At 38.4% G+C, this 17739-nt stretch carries 14 protein-coding genes; 5 read left to right on the forward strand and 9 right to left on the reverse strand.

Annotation, left to right across the window (positions count from 1 at the left end):
- Positions 1–73: 73 nt before the first annotated feature.
- On the reverse strand, positions 74–3382 hold the full coding sequence (locus BM207_RS10070) for a DUF4175 family protein (protein WP_090993571.1): 3309 nt from the start codon (positions 3380–3382) through the stop codon (positions 74–76).
- 141 nt (positions 3383–3523) lie between these two features.
- On the opposite strand from BM207_RS10070, the gene BM207_RS10075 reads away from it, so the two are divergent.
- Positions 3524–5029 (forward strand): family 16 glycosylhydrolase, encoded by a 1506-nt coding sequence (locus BM207_RS10075; RefSeq protein ID WP_090993573.1) that lies wholly within the window; start codon positions 3524–3526, stop codon positions 5027–5029.
- 43 nt (positions 5030–5072) lie between these two features.
- On the opposite strand, the gene BM207_RS10080 is transcribed toward BM207_RS10075, so the two are convergent.
- The 5 genes from BM207_RS10080 to BM207_RS10100 form a co-directional block, all read right to left on the reverse strand.
- A complete protein-coding gene (locus BM207_RS10080; protein WP_090993574.1) occupies positions 5073–5264 on the reverse strand; it encodes a cold-shock protein in 192 nt (63 codons plus the stop codon).
- Between the two features lie 99 nt (positions 5265–5363).
- On the reverse strand, positions 5364–6314 hold the full coding sequence (locus BM207_RS10085; protein ID WP_090993576.1) for a hypothetical protein: 951 nt from the start codon (positions 6312–6314) through the stop codon (positions 5364–5366).
- Between the two features lie 26 nt (positions 6315–6340).
- Positions 6341–7198 carry a phosphodiester glycosidase family protein gene (locus BM207_RS10090; RefSeq protein ID WP_090993578.1) on the reverse strand — a complete coding sequence of 286 codons (858 nt, stop codon included), beginning with the start codon at positions 7196–7198 and terminating at the stop codon, positions 6341–6343.
- A gap of 45 nt (positions 7199–7243) precedes the next feature.
- Positions 7244–9733 carry a zinc-dependent metalloprotease gene (locus tag BM207_RS10095; protein ID WP_090993580.1) on the reverse strand — a complete coding sequence of 830 codons (2490 nt, stop codon included), beginning with the start codon at positions 9731–9733 and terminating at the stop codon, positions 7244–7246.
- Positions 9734–9838: 105 nt separating this feature from the next.
- Positions 9839–11092, reverse strand: a complete 1254-nt coding sequence (locus tag BM207_RS10100; protein WP_090993582.1) for an aspartyl protease family protein — start codon at positions 11090–11092, stop codon at positions 9839–9841.
- Positions 11093–11144: 52 nt separating this feature from the next.
- On the opposite strand from BM207_RS10100, the gene BM207_RS10105 reads away from it, so the two are divergent.
- The 4 genes from BM207_RS10105 to BM207_RS10120 are packed head-to-tail and all read left to right on the forward strand — an operon-like array spanning position 11145 to position 15291.
- Entirely contained in the window at positions 11145–12479 is a 1335-nt protein-coding gene (locus BM207_RS10105; RefSeq protein WP_090993584.1) for a D-alanyl-D-alanine carboxypeptidase, read from the forward strand.
- An 11-nt stretch (positions 12480–12490) separates the two neighbouring features.
- Entirely contained in the window at positions 12491–13540 is a 1050-nt protein-coding gene (locus tag BM207_RS10110; RefSeq protein WP_090993586.1) for an aminotransferase class I/II-fold pyridoxal phosphate-dependent enzyme, read from the forward strand.
- A gap of 9 nt (positions 13541–13549) precedes the next feature.
- Positions 13550–14074 carry a SixA phosphatase family protein gene (locus BM207_RS10115; RefSeq protein WP_090993588.1) on the forward strand — a complete coding sequence of 175 codons (525 nt, stop codon included), beginning with the start codon at positions 13550–13552 and terminating at the stop codon, positions 14072–14074.
- A gap of 11 nt (positions 14075–14085) precedes the next feature.
- The gene (locus BM207_RS10120; RefSeq protein ID WP_090993590.1) at positions 14086–15291 is read left to right on the forward strand and encodes an MFS transporter; all 1206 of its coding nucleotides are present in this window, start codon (positions 14086–14088) and stop codon (positions 15289–15291) included.
- Here the strand turns inward: BM207_RS10120 and BM207_RS10125 are convergent.
- The 3 genes from BM207_RS10125 to tsaE form a co-directional block, all read right to left on the reverse strand.
- Entirely contained in the window at positions 15288–15971 is a 684-nt protein-coding gene (locus BM207_RS10125; RefSeq protein WP_090993592.1) for a M15 family metallopeptidase, read from the reverse strand. The genes BM207_RS10120 and BM207_RS10125 overlap by 4 nt on opposite strands.
- A gap of 6 nt (positions 15972–15977) precedes the next feature.
- Entirely contained in the window at positions 15978–17204 is a 1227-nt protein-coding gene (locus BM207_RS10130) for an alanine dehydrogenase (protein WP_090993594.1), read from the reverse strand.
- A gap of 93 nt (positions 17205–17297) precedes the next feature.
- On the reverse strand, positions 17298–17726 hold the full coding sequence (gene tsaE, locus BM207_RS10135; RefSeq protein ID WP_090993596.1) for a tRNA (adenosine(37)-N6)-threonylcarbamoyltransferase complex ATPase subunit type 1 TsaE: 429 nt from the start codon (positions 17724–17726) through the stop codon (positions 17298–17300).
- Positions 17727–17739: the final 13 nt, after the last annotated feature.

Consider the following 17739-nt stretch of genomic DNA (forward strand, 5'->3'; position numbering starts at 1 on the left):
AATCTCCTTTTGGTAGTGTTGTGCTTTGAGATTGCTTCGTGCTTTGAGATTGCTTCGTGCCTCGCAATGACGATTAATTTTTGGGCGAATTTAGCAATTTAAAATATTCGGCGATTTTATTTTTATAGTAATAATTTAAGTTTGGTGATAACTTTTGGATTAACTCACTTTCACTTTGTTGTTGTTTTTTAAATTTATCGAGCATTTGCTGATAAGAAGGGGGAAATTCCTTTGCTGCGGCACTTTCTCGTTTCGAATCTTCATCTTGTTCTCTCTGTGCCTTATCGGCATCTAGTAATTTGATCAGGAGATTTTTCTGACGATTCATCGTTTCCTGTTCAATCTTTTTATTGACTAGTTCTGCCTCAGTTTGCTTCATCTCTTTGATTGCCTGATTTAAATCCCCCAGAGAACCCTTGCCGTCTTTATTCTCTTCAGAATTGATTTTTTGCAAAGCCTCTCTGATCATTTGCTGTTGTCGGGCCATTTGCGCAAACTCTTCGCTCATCTCACCTTTTCCAACGGTACCTTTATTTCCTTCTCGCTGCATCTTCTCTCTGGCGTTTTGCATTTTTTGGTTTAGCTGCTCTTGCAATTTTTGCAGTTGCTGCATGCTCTGTTTTCCTTTGCCTCCTTTGCCATTTTTCTGGTTTTTTTGCAATTGATCTAGCGCTTCATTTAACATGAGGGCCAAGTTGTTTATAGATGTCATGGCGGTTTGTTGGTATCTATTTGCCTCCCCGGTTCGCCTATCCCCCAGCTGATCAATTGATTTTTCGATGTTAAAGTTAATTTTGTCGACCTCACTATTTACAGTGCTTTCAATTTGCGGAACTCTTTTACTCAAGGAGAACAGACTGTCGGCTATGGTTTTCATATTGTCTTTGATCGTGTGCTGCTTTTGTACGTTAGCAACATATGAGGGGTCGTTAATGGTCATTTTTTTCAAAGCAAGCATTACTTTTTCCTGCTCAAAGGAAGTGCTTAATAAGTTTTCTAGCAAACGCCTTAGTTCCTTCGCGTTTACCTTCGATTCTTGTTCTTCGCCCTCTTGTTGCTCTTCTTGCATTTTTTTAGCCAAGGCCTGCATTTGTTCCGCTGCTTGTTCTTGTTTCTCAGCCGCTTTTTGCTTGTCGTTTTTGTTTAGCAGGTCTTTACTCTCTTGTTGTTTTTGCTCGATGTCGCTAGTTTCCTTTTCAGGATTTTTAAACGGATTGGGTTTTTCAAGGTCCTGATTTTTCTCGGCCAGTTTTGCTAGTTCCTGTTGCAGCGCCTTAAAATCTTTATTTAGTTCTTCCTGTTTGTTTTTGAGCTCGTTTATCGCAGTATTTTTATCCTTGCTTTGCTGCGCTAGTTCTTTTTGTTGTTTCGCCATCTCTTGCAAGCGATCCGTTTTATTTTGTAGGTTTTGCTCAAACTCAAGCTGCTTGTATAATTCCAAAATACGGTCAAGTTCATTTTTTAACCCTTTATTGTCCATTTGCATTTTGGCTAATTCTTCCCGGGTCCGGTCTTTACTATTGAGCTCCATTAACCGCTGTAACTTTTGCAAAAGCTCTTTGGTTTTTTCATCCAGCACGTTATTAAACAGCTCATCTATCTGTTTTTGCTTTTCTTTTAACTCTTCATTAATAGCCTTATTTTCCTCTTTATCGAAGCTGTTTTTTTCATTTTGCTTTTTGATCTCTTTAACGGCTTCTTCTAATTGTTTTTGTTTATCGAGTAATTGTTCAATTTGCTTTTTATCTTCAAAACTTAGTTGTTTTTTGTCCAACAGATTCTGACTTAGTTTTTTGCTCTCCTGCTCAATACTTGATGCAAGCTTAATGGTCGACTCCATTTTTTTCTTCAACGCATTGCTTCCTTCCGCAAGCTTAGCAGCTATTTCTTGCTGTGAAGGAGCTTCATAGGTTTTTATTGCCGAGCGACTAACTTTTGCTCCATTTACTCCATCATTGTCGGCAACTTCAAAATAATAGGTTAATAGCTGACCAGGTTTTACAGCGATGTTATTTAAATTCCATAAGTGGAAAAATGAATTTTCTAATTGGTTGGTCTTGATAGGAATGGATTGGCTGTAAGCACCAATTGTTTTCCTTTTTTCACTTAGGTTATAAACAAACTTCAGAGAAGAAAAACCATAATCATCTGCTATCATACCCGAAAAGTAAAGTGCTTTACTGCTGAGTGAATCCGGAGCTTCGCTTACCTCGATACTGGGAAACTGATCTTGAATAACGGCAATCTGGTGACTTAGCGAATCAGCGTTGCTTACAAAAGAATTTTTTGGGATAATGCGGTATGCACCATTATTTTTCACAATGCTGCTAAATGAAGCGGTATTATTTTTAACTACAAGGGGATAAACTTTATTTTGAAGTATAAAAGATAAACTTGCGCTATTTACTGTGGTTAACTGCCAGGTTACTTTTGTTCCTTCGGGGATGAGCAGATCGCCTACATTTGCTACTGGTTCGCTTTTCCGATTGAGGTAAGCAGGGTAGTCTAAAACCGCACTCATATTGAGTAACATAGGCCTTGGCCGTACAAAAACGGCAATACTGGTTGAATTAAAGCCACCACCAAAAAACCGAAGCGTCTTATCTTGTTGAATGTTTCTAAAAGTATAATGAAAGAGGTTAATCTGGTCCTTCTCCAGCTTATAAGTATTTGCCCCGTCTTCAATATATATTTCTTGTGGAAATTCATCTCCAGTTAACTTTAAGTTGATTGTTAAATCATCCCCCTGAGTAACATTCAAATTTTTATTCAATACAATGAAATTAAACGGAGCTTTCGGTAAAATCTCTTCATTATAACGAATAAAGCTACTGGTGCCTTCTCGCAATATAGTGGGCGCAATTATTCCAATAATCAAAATAATAGCTAAGGGAAGAAGCATAAACTTGATATGCTTCCTGTTGTCGCTCAAATTGATGGCGCTCGAAAACGGAATGGGCTTTAACGCGCTTATTTTCTGATCGATTCCTGCTAAAATAAGCGAACTATTTTGAGGAGCGCTGTCCGCCAGAGCTTTCAGTTGTAAAGTATTTAATAGTTTATCCTTAACGTTAAAAAAATGATCGCCAATAAGCTTAGCAGATTGCTCGATACTTAAATTTTTGCCGAGTTTAAAGTAAGCCAAGCCAGGTTTGATAACCCAAAAACCCAATGCAATAAGGGCTAGGATTAAAAAAGAGAAGAATAATGCCGTTTTTAGGACTATTCCAGGGTTAGCATAGTAAATAAAAAGAAACAATAGCAGATAGGAGCCTAAAATACTTGCGGCAGCATAAATGCTTCCACGCAAAAGTTTGTTCAGATAAAACTTTCGGGTAAATTCATTTATTTTGTCAATTAAAAGCTCGTAGCTACTGCCCATAGTATATAACGCCTTACGCTTTTTTTTATTAAAGATAGATAAGTTAATAAAAAATCGCTATAAAGTTAGTTACAAAATCATACTTTTATAAATTCACAAGGATACGCAATAAATCGAAAGCAAAAAACAACAAATACAAACATGAAAGCAATTTTAGTAGCCATGTTATCGGTGGTGATGGTTAGTACAACAACAAGCGCTCAAAAAGTAATTAACTCTTGGCATAAAAATCAGGTTATCGCACATAGGGGAGCCTGGAAAAAGAAAAGCCTTCCAGAAAATTCAATTGCATCACTAAAAGAGGCGATTAGACTAAAGTGCCATGGTTCCGAGTTTGATGTTCATCTAACGCTAGATAGCGTACTGGTAGTTAATCACGACCCTAATTTTTTAGGAATGTCAATTCCTAAGTCGACCTATGCGCAACTGTTAACTAAAAAATTGCCTAACGGGGAATCCATCCCAACCGCAGAAGAATATCTTAAAGCTGGATTAAACCAAAAGGGGACAAAATTAATTTTCGAGATCAAGCCACAGAAGATGGGCAAGGAAAGAGACCGCTATATTGCAGAGCGTAGTTTAGCGTTAGTCAGAAAATTGAAATGCGAACAATGGGTAGAGTACATCAGCTTCGGCTATGATATATGTCAATATTTAGTGGACAACGATCCCCAAGCAAAAGTTCAATATCTAAATGGGGATTTTGCGCCCGAAAAGGTTAAAGCAGACGGACTAACTGGATTAGATTATCATTATTCGGTCTTTCAAAAAAACAATTGGATTTGGCCAGCGAAAAAACTCGGACTTACCTTAAACGCCTGGACCGTTAATACCGTACCTGAAATGGAATGGCTCATTGCAAATGAGGTTGACTATATTACAACGAACGAGCCAGAATTGCTTTTTGAAGTATTGAAAAAATATCAGCCAACAGCAAAAGGATGGAAGTTGACATGGGCAGATGAGTTTAATGGAAAAGGACTTCCCGATTCAAACAATTGGACGTATGATGTGGGTGGAACTGGATGGGGAAACAACGAGAAACAATTCTATACGAATGCCGACACCTTAAACGCAAATGTTGAAAAAGGAATATTAAATATTACTGCGCGCAAGGCAGATAAATACACCTCCGCGCGCTTAGCCACGAGGAAAAAATTTGACTGGAAATACGGTCGTTTAGAGGTTCGCGCCATGCTGCCAAAGGGGAGAGGAATATGGCCAGCCATTTGGATGTTACCAACTGACTGGAAGTACGGCGCATGGCCAAAAAGCGGAGAAATAGATGTGATGGAGCACGTAGGCTATGAGCCTGATTCGGTTCATGGCACGGTACACACTTTATCCTTTAATCATAATAAAGGTACACAAGTAGGCAAAGCATTAAAAGTGCCAGATCTATATGCTGATTTCCATGTTTATACCATAGAATGGTATGAAAGCCATATCGATTTCTTTATTGATGACAAGCTTTATTTTACCTTTAAGAATAGTAAAAAAGGGGTAGATGAATGGCCGTTTGATCAGCAATTTCATTTATTGCTAAATGTTGCCGTTGGTGGCAACTGGGGTGGAAAGAACGGAATCGATGATTCGATATTTCCGGCAACGATGAAAGTGGATTATGTAAGGGTGTTCCAAAAATAAAAGCCCCGACTTAAGATCGGGGCTTGGTAAAATATGATAATAATTAGATTACTTTCACATTAACGGCATTCAAGCCTTTTTTACCGCTTTCAACATCGTATTCAACTTTGTCGTTTTCACGAATTTCATCGATAAGGCCTGTTGAATGTACAAAAATTTCGCTATCGCCGTTTGCAGGGATAATAAATCCGAAACCTTTAGTTACATTAAAAAATTTTACTGTTCCTTCTTGCATTGTATTATGTATTAATAATTAAGTTTGCAAGGTACGCAATAAATATTTAATAAATGCAAATCACTCATTTTTTGGTAACTATACAATTATACAGGCAATTTACGGGCTCATTTTGCCTGAAACTTGAAGGTTAACTTCACTAGAATGTTTCATCCCTAAAGTGATTCCGGGCTTAATCAAAAACAGATTTTGTAAATAAACCTCCGTAATCCCATCAAGCAGTTTTTTTCGGTATTTGAGATCTTCCTGCATCACACCATCCACCCTGTTAACATGTAACTTTCCCCAGGCATCAACAATCACAGAAAAGCTAAAATTGAAGTTTTTGTAAGACTTGTTAATATGTAATCGATACAACGGATATAGATAATCTACCGATGTATTGCGCTTGTTAAGCGCATCAATTGTGCTTATTTTCTCCGCAGTTACATTTTTGCTATTCGGCAGGAAAACAGCTGGCTGCCTTGCAGCAAATGCAATCTTTGGATTTCCAGGATCTTTTAAAGTTTTCTTGGCAAGATCGGCAATAAATAAACTATCCGCACGGGAGGGTTTTTGTAACTCGCTCGGCGTAGTGTGGAGTTTATTTTCGATATAATCCTTTGAATAATAGGTAGAGTACACTTCCGAGCGATAATCGTCGTCGCTAGCGATAGTTTTGCCATCTACATGCAATCGCTGTAAAATTAAGCTATCTTTGGTAATGATCTTTACACGAAAAAACTCCCGCATAAAGTTGTAAACCTTTCCATGGTCAAACTGTAGATAAACGGTTTCCATTCCCCGCTTTGTCGGACTATATACCATGATGCTATCGGGACCTTTAACCTCGATCTCCCAAGAGGGCTCTTGCTGAAATCCATCTTTGTTAAAGGATAAATTGTTTCTAAACCTGCGTTTGACTTCATAAAAACGAATGCCATCTACATCTTTAAAGGTTAAATCGGCAGGAGCTTTTTTTTGCTGTTTGGCACTATCTTTTTCCGAGTTTGAACTGCATGAAAACAGGCATAATAAAGGAAATAAACAAATAAGGATGTTAAACTTCATGATTAGATATGTAAAATCTCTTAACGTTATTTCTTCTTCAGGATTACTACATTGGCGACTTTTCTTTCGCCTTCATGATCCCACGTTTTATTGTCGGATGGATGATTCACGACACCCTCTCTTACCCACAAAGTTGTAGAGCCACCGCCGTCTAAGTTAATAGCGCTCACACAACCAAGCCAGCGCATGACGTTGGTCAGCTCGTAAAGGCTCACTCCGGCCGAATTTTCTTGCCTGCCATCAACAGTTAATAAAATTACTTTGCCATTTGCTTTAATTCCTATCGCAGTTCTGGGATGACGAGATTTCGTAAAAGAAGAACTATCCAGCTCTTCAACATTCTTGTTAAACACGAGCAAGGGACCACTTACCATAATGTCTTTTTCTGTTAAATTGTTTTCCCAATTAGGAGTTTTATCCCACTTTTTGAGAGCTAACCTTCCTTTGTTGTCAATTACAATTGCCGTTTGTTGATGCCTCGTTCTATTTCCGTTTTTATCCAGTACATTTGGCTTGATAACGGTGCCGTTCATTTTAATAAAATCAACAGACCCTCCGTTTGCTACATCGAAAAATGTGCCGTTTATTGCCGCAATGGCGCCTAATTCTTTTCCAAAAGTGGAAGTAGTTTTCTTAACCTTTACCTCGTTGCCAAATGCAAAAACAGGAGCATTTCCCTTTCTTTTAATTTCGATATACGAAATGTATTGGTTGGATGAAAAAAGATTTTTTTGATCGAAATGATAAGTGTTTAAGGTTGTTTTCGCTGCAATTCTTTTGGTATTCCACGAGGCGTTAACGATGACCAATGAGTCGTTATTTTGCGCAGAGACAAGATTGCTTAGGGCAATAAAAAATATAGCTAATAAAGATGCTTTCTTCATATTATGACATAAAAAAGCCCCGATATAACATCGGGGCATATTAAATTATTTTTTAGGGTTCAGAATGTCATTTATTCTGATCGCTAAATCTTCGTAATGCGCTTTAGTGATCGTATCTCCAGCAACACCGCGTGCCTTAACAGTTGCTAACAAGTTTTTTAATTCTACTCTTACCAATGGTCTAATATCTGTTAAAGAAATATTTACAGGAGTAAATGAAAAGCCTGGCGGCAATTGAGGAGCGGGAGCATCTACCATTAGGCTACCTAACCTATCTACAAAGCCTCTTTGTAAATTGCGTTTAAACGCATCTGGTCTTCCAGCAGCAAAGATAGTTCCTCTTAAGTCGCTAAACAGCTCTGGCAGGGTGTACGCAGCAGCAGTGCCATTCTTTACTTCATTGTCAAGCATTCTCAACAATCTAGATGAACTGATAATGTTATTAACCGTACCTGTTTGTACTGCTTTAATTTTATTCATCATCGTGCCGTTGTCGAACTTATTTAATTGCTCATTGTTAATTAACCATAATGGCGTGGTAAATAATTGTTTGTTAAAGAAAGCAACGGCCTCTTTTTGCTTAGCTTTCGATACGTAGTTGTAAACCGCACCTTCTTGGTCATAAGTTTTATAGTTTTCGCTTAAACCTCCAATGTTAAAGGCTACATGACCCATGTATCTGTTAAACTGACCAATAATCTCACTATATATCTCACTTAGGTTTCCGAAATCTTTACCTTTTTCAAAGGTCCATTTTTCAACATTCGGTAAAATGCGTTTTAAGTTGGCAATACCATAAGTACTTGCTTTCATCGCATTATCACCCAGGTCTTCACTCTGATCCCTTGGATCATAAGGGTTGCCTTGGCGACCATAGAAATACAGTGGATTTCCCGCTCTTTCAGTAGTCCAAACATCTAGTTTAGCCTTTTCTTGTTGCGGAGTTAATCCGCCAGGGAACCATGAATAGCCCCACTTAATAGCCCATTTATCATAAGCACCAATGCCAGGGAACATTCTAACAACACCGTCTCCAGGCTGTGCTACATAATTAAAGCGCGCATAATCCATAATAGACGGTGCGGTTGCGTTTTTATCGGTAAAAGTTTTTGAACGCAATGAATCAACCGGATAAGCATAGCTTGATCCAAAGTTGTGCGGTAAACCTAAGGTATGGCCAATTTCATGTGAGGAAACAAAGCGAATTAGTTCACCCATTTGATGATCGGAGAATTTTGCTTTACGCGCTTCAGGATTGATAGCTGCGGTTTGTACAAAAAACCAATTCCTCAATAAGTTCATCACATTATGGTACCAGCCAATATGTGTTTCCAAGATTTGTCCGGTACGAGGATCCGAAACATGCGGACCATAAGCATTGGCAATATCTGATGCAAAATAACGAATCACCGAATAGCGAGAATCATCTACACTAAATTCAGGGTCCTGTTGAGGTGTTGGAGCCTCTTTACCGATAATTGCATTCTTAAATCCAGCAGCCTCAAAACCAGCTTGCCAGTCGTTTATTCCTTTAATAAGATATGGAACCCATTTTTTTGGAGTGGCCGGATCAATATAAATCACAATTGGCTTAACAGGCTCTACTAATTCACCACGCAAATAAGCTGCGGTATCTTTAGGAACCAAATTCCAACGATGGATATAGGCTGTACGCTCTGCTTTTTGTGCATCGGTACCATAATCCGTTTGTCCCTGACCAAAATAACCAACTCTTGCGTCCATTAAACGCGCCTTAACAGGGTTTTTTGGAAGCAGTAACATCGAGGTGTTAAATTCAAATGTAATAGCGCCTATACTGTTATCGATTGGCGATTCAACAGATTTGTATGTTTTTGCAGTGACCACTTCAATATTAATCGGAAAGGTTTTAATGGTGTCTAGATACGATCTAGACGCATCATAAACAGTGGTTTTATAAGCTTTTCTCAACGCATCGGTTGCACCAATAGCCATAATATCTCCATTGTAAAAATCAGTCACATCAATCACTACACCAGTGGTATCTTTGTTATAGGCTTTTATGTCGAAAGAAGCTAAAATGCTAGATAAGTTAGAGTTTTTAACCGACTCGTACATATCTGAATTTTTATCAGCCCTTACGGCATAACTCGGTACGCGGATAAAGACCTGCTTACCTCGGCGTTCCCATTGCCATACTTGTTCGTTAAGTTGCTCGCCACCATATTGTTGATTTCCAACTTTTACCCCTGATGGCACTTTGGCTAATCTGGTAACTACCAGCATTTCTCTACTTAAAATAGAATCTGGAATTTCAAAAAACCATTTATCATCAACTTTATGGGTTTTAAATAATCCAGTTTTGCTTTTAGCTTTTGCCGTAATAACATCAGCATAAGCTTTAATTCCTTCCTTCTTTGGAGCAGGAGGAGTTGCCGCCGCAGGGGTTGCCGCGGGAGGAGTGCCTTTTTTCTTTTTTTGAGCAAAAGTAGCGTTGCCCAAAGCGCAAAATAAAATCACCCCAGCCGTAGCCAGTAATTTTTGATTTTTAGTCATGTTCTTTGTATTTGTGTTTGGTTATAGGGGTATAAAATTAAAAAGGAGCTAAGTGAAAAGACTCATGTATTCAAAATATTACATGCCGTATATTGGTCGCAGCTTTTAAAGTCTTCTTTTTAGCGCAAGAATCTTGATGTAAACCTTGTCGTTTCTGCTGAATTCAATAAGAATCGTTTTACCATGTTCAGATTTTAAAAGATTAACTACGTCGTCAATTGAATAGTCGGTGATTTTTTTAAAATTAATTGAAAGAATTTCATCGTCCGCTAAAATGCCGGCTTTCTCTGCTGGCGATGCCGCTTCAATCCTACTCACATAGACCCTGTTAAATTGGCGGTCATCAACATAGATTTCGACGCCCGACATATCATGCTCGAAGGGTTTCGCAAAGGAACTATTTTTTTTGAAATACATGGCGCCACCCTGATAATCAAAAATCACGGTAAATTTTTTAAGAATATCTGACCCTAGATTACCCGTTCGCTGCTTTTGCCGGGCCTTTGCAGCAACATCGCTATAATTGGGAAAACTGGTTAGGACATTCTTAAGCTCATATTCCCCCAGCTTAATGGAAGTAACCCTTCCTATATTTCCATTAATCTTCCCTCCTAAGCCCACTCCTAGGTTAGCCTGAAAACTGGGGACTGGTAAGGGGAACACCCCTTCTTTGTAAGATTCCAATGATAGAGCATGACTAGCACCACAATCAATAATTAACTTTGCATTAATCTCCCCTAAATCCGGCACTTTAACAGGAACATTGATATAAGGCTTATTTTCAAGGAACTCCAGATCGAGCTTGTTCCATTTAATTTTTTTTCTGGTTTGAGGCAAGCTAAAAGAAACTTTGGCCTGGGTGTAATTTATTTTTACAATGAAACTGTTAAAAAAGTGATAACCAATCAAACCATGGATTTTCAACCCTAAATAAATAGAAAGATTAAAAACATCTTCCTTTAATATCACTGTTGGGACGTGCTTCATAGAGGCGGCACCCACTCTGGCATTGATGTTATTGGAAATATAGGCGGTTAATTCATCACCTTCTCCTGTGCCATTAATTTTGACCTTTCTTAAATTGGTCAGTTGATTTTTATCGACAATCGTAGAATCAGTAATAATTAATGGGTCGACCCCAGTATCTAAAATAAAATTAAATGGCCCTTTATCGTTGATATATATTGGAATTATGATCAGATTTTTAACCAGTTTAAAACTAAGGGCATCTCTTTTGATTTTGTAATCAAACTGGAAGTTTTGCCCATAACAAAAGCCTACAAAACCAGTTTGAAATGCAAAAGTTATCACAAAAAGAACAATAAACGGTAATTTTATTGCGCTACAAGTAAGCTTCATAAAACTAAATTAATAAATTAGGAGTCATAATTTACCTTTAACTGGTTAATAAATGCAAAATCCAACTTCAGTTGTTTATAAACAACTTATTTGTCTGACCTTCATTTTAGCGATTTGTTTCACAGCCTGCTCCTCAAATAAAATTATTTCTAGAAAAGTAAGCAAAGAATTTAAAAATTCAACTATAATTAATAAGTATCATGCCGGATTTGCATTGTACGATATGTCGGCAAAGCAAATGATTTTTGAAAAAGATGCCAGTACCTATTATACACCTGCATCAAACACCAAGTTGTTTACCTTTTATGCTGGACTTAAAATGGCGCCTGATTCAATTCCGTCATTGCGCTATATAGAAAGGGGGGATTCGCTTATTTTTTGGGGAACGGGCGACCCATCTTTCCTGCAAACCAAATTAAAAGGCACAAAAGCATTTGATTTTTTAAAGAATAGTAATAAAAAGCTTTTCTTCTCTCCCGGCAGATATACCGGAGATTTTTATGGCAACGGATGGCAATGGGATGATTATAACGATTACTACCAGCCCGAAATTAATGAGTTACCATTAATGGATAATGTGGTACTTGTGAGTGCTACCAAGCCTGGAGAAATGCAGATCCTTCCGCAAAGTTTTGCAAGTTGCTTCGTAAAAGACAGCACCTTAAATAGCAAAGCATTTAAAGTAATCAGAGATTTTAATACCAATTTATTCAAAATACCCAGTGTTCCTATTCCTGAAAAAATTAACCAGCAAATTCCCTATAAGGTATCAACCGCCAATACGGTAAACCTTTTAATGGACACGTTAAATAAGTTTGTAGGCGTGTCGGACATAAAAATGCCGATCGACGCCAAAACGATTTTCAATTTAAAAAGCGACTCGGTATTCAGAGAAATGCTTTTACCAAGTGATAATTTTATTGCCGAGCATCTTTTACTTACTTATGCCGATAGAATGGGGCTAGAGCTGAACACAAGCAAAGTAATAAGCTACATCGAAAAGCAATATTTATCAACCCTGCCAGATAAAATTAGGTGGGTAGATGGCTCAGGACTTTCTAGAGGAAATTTATTTACTCCAAGGGATATGATTGCTTTGTTAGAGTTAATTTATAACGAGGTGAAGGATGAGAAGCGATTATTTGATCTATTGCCCGCAGGTGGAAAATCGGGTACACTGAGAAACGCCTACCCAAAAACGGATAATCCTTTTGTTTTTGGAAAAACCGGGAGCCTGTCCAATAACCACAATCAAAGCGGCTATGTGGTCACAAAAAAAGGAAGGGTGCTGTTGTTTTCTTTTATGAACAATAATTTTGTTTTGCCTACAGCAGAGGTAAGAAAGGAAATGGTAAGAATTATGACTTACATTCATGAAAACTTTTAACGTTAGCCACAATGAACGAGGCATTTAAACAGCTTTTAAACCCGCTGTATCGGCAAATTGAGATGGCAAACGAAAGCTACTTATATTTTGGAGGTACAGCCTATTTGGGAATTCCACAACACCAGCAATTCCAGGAACTGTATATAGAAGGGATCAAACGGTTTGGCTTAAATAATGGCACCAGTAGAAATAACAATGTTCAGCTTGGGATTTATCATCAAGCGGAGGAATTTGCGGCAGCCTACTTTGGGGCTAATGCTAGTCTAATAACCTCAAGCGGATATTTAAGTGCCCAACTCAGCGTTAAATGTTTATCGGCTTTAGGCGAAGTTCGCTATGCGCCCGCTACACACCCGGCATTGTGGTTACACCAACCACCACAAACAGTGGGAAGTTTTGATGTCTGGGCGACCAATCTGATCATAGAAATTAACCAAAGTAAGTTGAATACTTGGGTTATCATCAGTAACTCGTTAAATAATTTATATCCAGAACAGTATGATTTTTCATTTATTGAAAGAATTGATCAACAAAAGAAAATCATTTTAATTGTGGACGATTCCCATGGAATTGGCGTAATTAATAACGGTAAGGGAGTATACGCGACCCTGCCAAAATTGAAAAACGTGGAGACAGTTGTAATCGCTTCCTTGGCCAAAGCACTGGGCGTAGACGCAGGATTGGTTTTAGGATCAGGGGATATCATCTCTCTGCTTAAGCAAACGAATGAATTTTTAGGTGCATCGCCCCCCGCTGCAGCCGGGTTATATGCTTTTATGAATGCAACAATTATTTACGAGCAAGAGCTAAATCAACTAAAAATTTTAACTAACCGCTTAAGTAGCGCATTGAAAAGGGAAAATTCATGGAGTTTTACGTCAAATTTTCCCGTATTTTTGTCGAATACTGCTGCTATTGAAGAAAGGCTCTTCCAAAAGGGAATTTTAATGTCGTCCTTTGCCTACCCGGATAAAGACGGTACATTAATAAACAGGATTGTGCTGAGCAGTTGGCATACTTTGGCAGATATTGAAGAATTAATTTTAGCTTTAGCAAAATAAATACAGACTATGAAGAATCTGATTATCCTTTTACTATTCCTTTTTGTAGGACAGCAAAACATATATGCCCAGAAAACCATTAAAATTTGGGTAGTTAGACACGCAGAAAAAGACGTTTCCAATCCTAAAGATAAAGATCCAGATTTATCCCCTCTAGGAAAGGAAAGGGCTGAGGCTTTGGCAAAATATTTAAAAGGAGAAAAGATAGATTCGATCTTTTCTACCAACTATAAAAGAACTAGATTAACTGGATATCCAACGGCAGATAAAACAGGATTAACCATTCAAACATATGATCCGGCTACGCATAGCGAATTAGCAAAAAATTTAATAAAAAATGCCGAAGGAAAGAGAATGCTGATCATCGGCCATTCCAATACCGTACAGGAAATTTTAGTCGCATTTGGTGCTCAAAAGCCCGTGAAAGAATTAACAGAGGATGATTATGATTATATCTTTGAGCTTACCATAAAAGGAGATAAAAGAGAAGTCAAAGTTGATCGTTATGGAGCAGAGCATCATACTAAGGAATAACTATTTATCGGATGCAAGAAGACCCCAAGTCTATTTATACCCTCCAATTTGGACTTGTCTGTTTAAGCTCATTTCTTTTTTCAGCTAGCTTTAACATGTTAATTCCCGAATTGCCTGCGTATTTGTCGGCTATGGGAGGCGCAAGCTATAAAGGCTTAATCATTGCTTTATTTACATTAACTGCTGGGATTTCTAGACCATTTAGCGGGAAGTTGACCGATACGATCGGGAGGGTTCCGGTTATGGCTGTAGGGTCAATAGTTTGTTTTGTATGTGGATTTTTATATCCTGTATTAACAAGTGTTGCCGGCTTTTTATTCCTAAGATTAGTACACGGTTTTTCAACTGGATTTAAACCAACCGCTACATCAGCCTATGTTGCCGATTTGGTGCCTCCGGGCAAATGGGGAGAAGCAATGGGTGTACATGGAGTTTGCTTCAGCACTGGATTAGCGATAGGACCGGCCATTGGAAGTGAAATTACCGCCCATCTTTCTATCAACTATTTATTTTATTGTTCTTCACTCTTCGCATTATTATCAATCGTGATTCTAGCGAACATGAAAGAAACATTACCCAATAAGCAGCGGTTTAAATTGGACCATTTAAAGATCAACAGCAAAGAGATCGTGGAATGGCGAGTGATCCCCGCTGCCTTAATCGTTTTATTGAGTTACATTAGTTATGGAGCAATTTTGACGGTTATTTCCGATTGGAGCAAGCATTTAGGAACGGGCAATAAGGGCCTTTTTTTCATGGTTTTCACAGTCTCATCCCTGCTTATCCGATTTATTGCGGGCAAGGTTTCAGATCAATACGGAAGAGTAATGGTGATCAAAATTTCATTAGGACTGCTGATGCTTGCCTTGCTCGGCATTGCCTTGGCTAATTCATCATTTACCTTAATGGTGGCATCCGCAATTTATGGAGTTGCAACCGGCATGTTATCGCCCTCGGTAACGGCATGGACAATAGATCTTAGCAGGCCAAAACACCGCGGAAAAGCCGTTGCTACCATGTATATTTTTTTAGAAGTTGGTATAGGTTTTGGGGCGCTGATTGCAGGAGCTATTTTCTTAGAAGACACTAGTGTAATTCCGTATATATTTTTTATTTGTACTGCGATTACGTTACTTGCGTTAACTTACTTGCAATTTTTCTATAAGGGACTCTCATCATTGCGAGGAGTTTCGAGGCACGAAGCAAAGCAATCTTAAAGCTGTTGAAACGGAATATCCATTAAATCATAGTTTTGCCAGCCGTTGAAATCAAAATGCCACCATTCATTATAAATAACTTTGAAGCCATGAGATTGCATCGTTGAAATTAAGAAATCACGGTTCTTAATGATGGCGGGTGGTAAATCGTTGAAATGAGGAGCTGCCTCCGGAGCAAAACTGTCGTAGGGAGTTGGCATGGGAACATCTTTACCGGTCTTGAGGTCTATGATGGTTAAATCTACTGCGCAACCACGGTTATGTTTTGAGCCTTTAGCGGGATTAGCTACAAAATTTTTATCGCTCGCTTTTTCGTAAAAGGCAACGGTTACTGCATAAGGTCTGTAAGCATCAAAAATTTTAAGACCATACCCCTTTTTTGCCAGTTCGGCCTGAATTATTTTCAATTGCTCTACCACCGGTTTCCTTGCAAAAGCCCTGGGCTGTTTATACATAACCTGCTTCATAAAATTGTTCTTAGTCGCATAGCGGATATCTAAAGTAATAGTAGGAATTGCTTCTTTAATTTCTATCAACTCGTTCTCAGGCTTAGCCTCAATACTCTTTTTATAAGCTACCTTATTATTGATAATGGTTAAGCCAAAAGGATTTTGAGTGTTGTTTTGAGAGCAAGCGGTTAAGCAAAATGCGGTTAAGAAAAGAACAATTAAATTTTTCATAATAAGTTACTGATTTGAGACAACTAACAGCTCTAAATCCTTATAAGGTAAGTTAAACATATTGGCCAAATCTTTATTGGTCAGATTTCCTTGATAGGTATACAGAGCATCTCTAATGCCCGGCCTTTTCCAAATCATATTCATTAGGCCGCCCATATCGCCAATATCAACCAGTATCGGTGCAAATATGTTTGTGAGCGCGTAAGAAGCTGTGCGTGGTACGCGAGAGGCAATATTTGGCACACAATAATGGATAACGTCATGCTTAACAAATACAGGGTCTTTATGATTGGTTACCTCTGATGTTTCAAAACATCCTCCCTGGTCAATGCTTACATCAACAACCACAGCATGTGGCTTCATCCTAGAAACGGTTTCTTCCATTACCAAGCAAGGGCTTCGTCCATGTTCTGATCTTATTGCGCCAATTACCACGTCGCAGGTAGTTATGGCTTTAGCGAGTACAATGGGCTGCATAACAGAAGTAAAAACCCTACTACCGAGGTTATTCTGTAAACGACGCAATCTAAATATCGAACTATCGAACACCTTTACTTCTGCGCCTAACGATAGGGCGGTTCTGGCGGCATATTCACCCACGGTGCCGGCCCCTAAAATTACAATTTCGGTAGGCGGAACGCCCGTAAACCCCCCCAGCATTAACCCCTTACCACCAAAAGCACTGCTCAAATATTCGGCGGCAATAAAAATAGATGTCGCGCCAACAATTTCACCCATTGCCCGAACCACGCTTAATACATTCCCCTCGTCGCGGAGATTTTCGAAACAAATGGCATTGATTTTTTTATGAAGCAGGGCTTTTAAGTAAACATCTTTTATGGTGCCGATTTGAAGAGCTGAAAACAATGTTTGCCCCTTGTGCATCAATCCAATTTCTTCAAGGGTAGGCGGAGCAATTTTAACTATGATATCGGCATTCCAAACTTCTTTCTTATTGAAAATGATTTGAGCCCCTTGCTCACTATAATCTTTATCAGAAAAATTGGCGCCTACCCCAGCGCCGGACTCTATTACTACCTTATGGCCATTGTTCACCAATAACGCAACAGAAAGGGGTGTTAGTGCAATTCTACATTCTTGAAAAGAAATTTCTTTAGGAATCCCAATATATAGACTGTTACTTTTTTTATTCGTTTCGAGCATTTCTTCTTGGGCCTGCAATAATCCTCTTTGAGCAATAGCGGCCATGCCTTCGCGTAATCCTGTAGCCATAAAATGGGATAGTTTAGTGGTTTGAAGTTACAGAAAATCTAATGGATTTGCAAAGGCGTAGTTGGTATATAAATCAAATCAGGGGACTACATACTAACTATTTAATACTTTTTTAAAGCTAAATGATCTCTCTGTCTCCCCAATTATTCCAATCTCCACTTTAATATATTGCTCTGGTAATAGCTCCTCCACCTTTGTGGGCCACTCTACCAAGCAATAATTTCCACTATAAAAATACTCTTCATAACCAATATCATACGCTTCTTGTAAATTTTTTAGACGATAGAAATCGAAATGGTACATCGGTCCTTTTGCACTTTCATATTCATTTACAATGGAGAAGGTAGGACTGCTCACAACTTCGGTAACACCTAATGCGCTGCAAAACGACTTTATTAAAGTTGTTTTGCCGGCAGCCATTTCACCTTCAAAAACAAAGAATTTCTCATCCGCTGCAAATAGAAGTAATGCACGGGCAACACTTGGTAATGCTTCCGTGTTATTGATTGTAATTGATTCCATTAACACAAATATA

It is taken from the genome of Pedobacter insulae (assembly GCF_900113525.1).
Lineage (GTDB): Bacteria > Bacteroidota > Bacteroidia > Sphingobacteriales > Sphingobacteriaceae > Pedobacter > Pedobacter insulae.

Coding starts and splice junctions, on each gene's coding strand:
- BM207_RS10125 (WP_090993592.1), bottom strand. CDS start 15,971: ATGAAAAATTTAATTGTTCTTTTCTTAACCGCATTTTGCTTAACCGCT.
- BM207_RS10110 (WP_090993586.1), top strand. CDS start 12,491: ATGAACGAGGCATTTAAACAGCTTTTAAACCCGCTGTATCGGCAAATT.
- BM207_RS10085 (WP_090993576.1), bottom strand. CDS start 6,314: ATGAAGTTTAACATCCTTATTTGTTTATTTCCTTTATTATGCCTGTTT.
- BM207_RS10130 (WP_090993594.1), bottom strand. CDS start 17,204: ATGGCTACAGGATTACGCGAAGGCATGGCCGCTATTGCTCAAAGAGGA.
- BM207_RS10105 (WP_090993584.1), top strand. CDS start 11,145: ATGCAAAATCCAACTTCAGTTGTTTATAAACAACTTATTTGTCTGACC.
- BM207_RS10090 (WP_090993578.1), bottom strand. CDS start 7,198: ATGAAGAAAGCATCTTTATTAGCTATATTTTTTATTGCCCTAAGCAAT.
- BM207_RS10095 (WP_090993580.1), bottom strand. CDS start 9,733: ATGACTAAAAATCAAAAATTACTGGCTACGGCTGGGGTGATTTTATTT.
- BM207_RS10115 (WP_090993588.1), top strand. CDS start 13,550: ATGAAGAATCTGATTATCCTTTTACTATTCCTTTTTGTAGGACAGCAA.
- BM207_RS10075 (WP_090993573.1), top strand. CDS start 3,524: ATGAAAGCAATTTTAGTAGCCATGTTATCGGTGGTGATGGTTAGTACA.
- BM207_RS10070 (WP_090993571.1), bottom strand. CDS start 3,382: ATGGGCAGTAGCTACGAGCTTTTAATTGACAAAATAAATGAATTTACC.
- BM207_RS10100 (WP_090993582.1), bottom strand. CDS start 11,092: ATGAAGCTTACTTGTAGCGCAATAAAATTACCGTTTATTGTTCTTTTT.
- BM207_RS10120 (WP_090993590.1), top strand. CDS start 14,086: ATGCAAGAAGACCCCAAGTCTATTTATACCCTCCAATTTGGACTTGTC.
- tsaE (WP_090993596.1), bottom strand. CDS start 17,726: ATGGAATCAATTACAATCAATAACACGGAAGCATTACCAAGTGTTGCC.
- BM207_RS10080 (WP_090993574.1), bottom strand. CDS start 5,264: ATGCAAGAAGGAACAGTAAAATTTTTTAATGTAACTAAAGGTTTCGGA.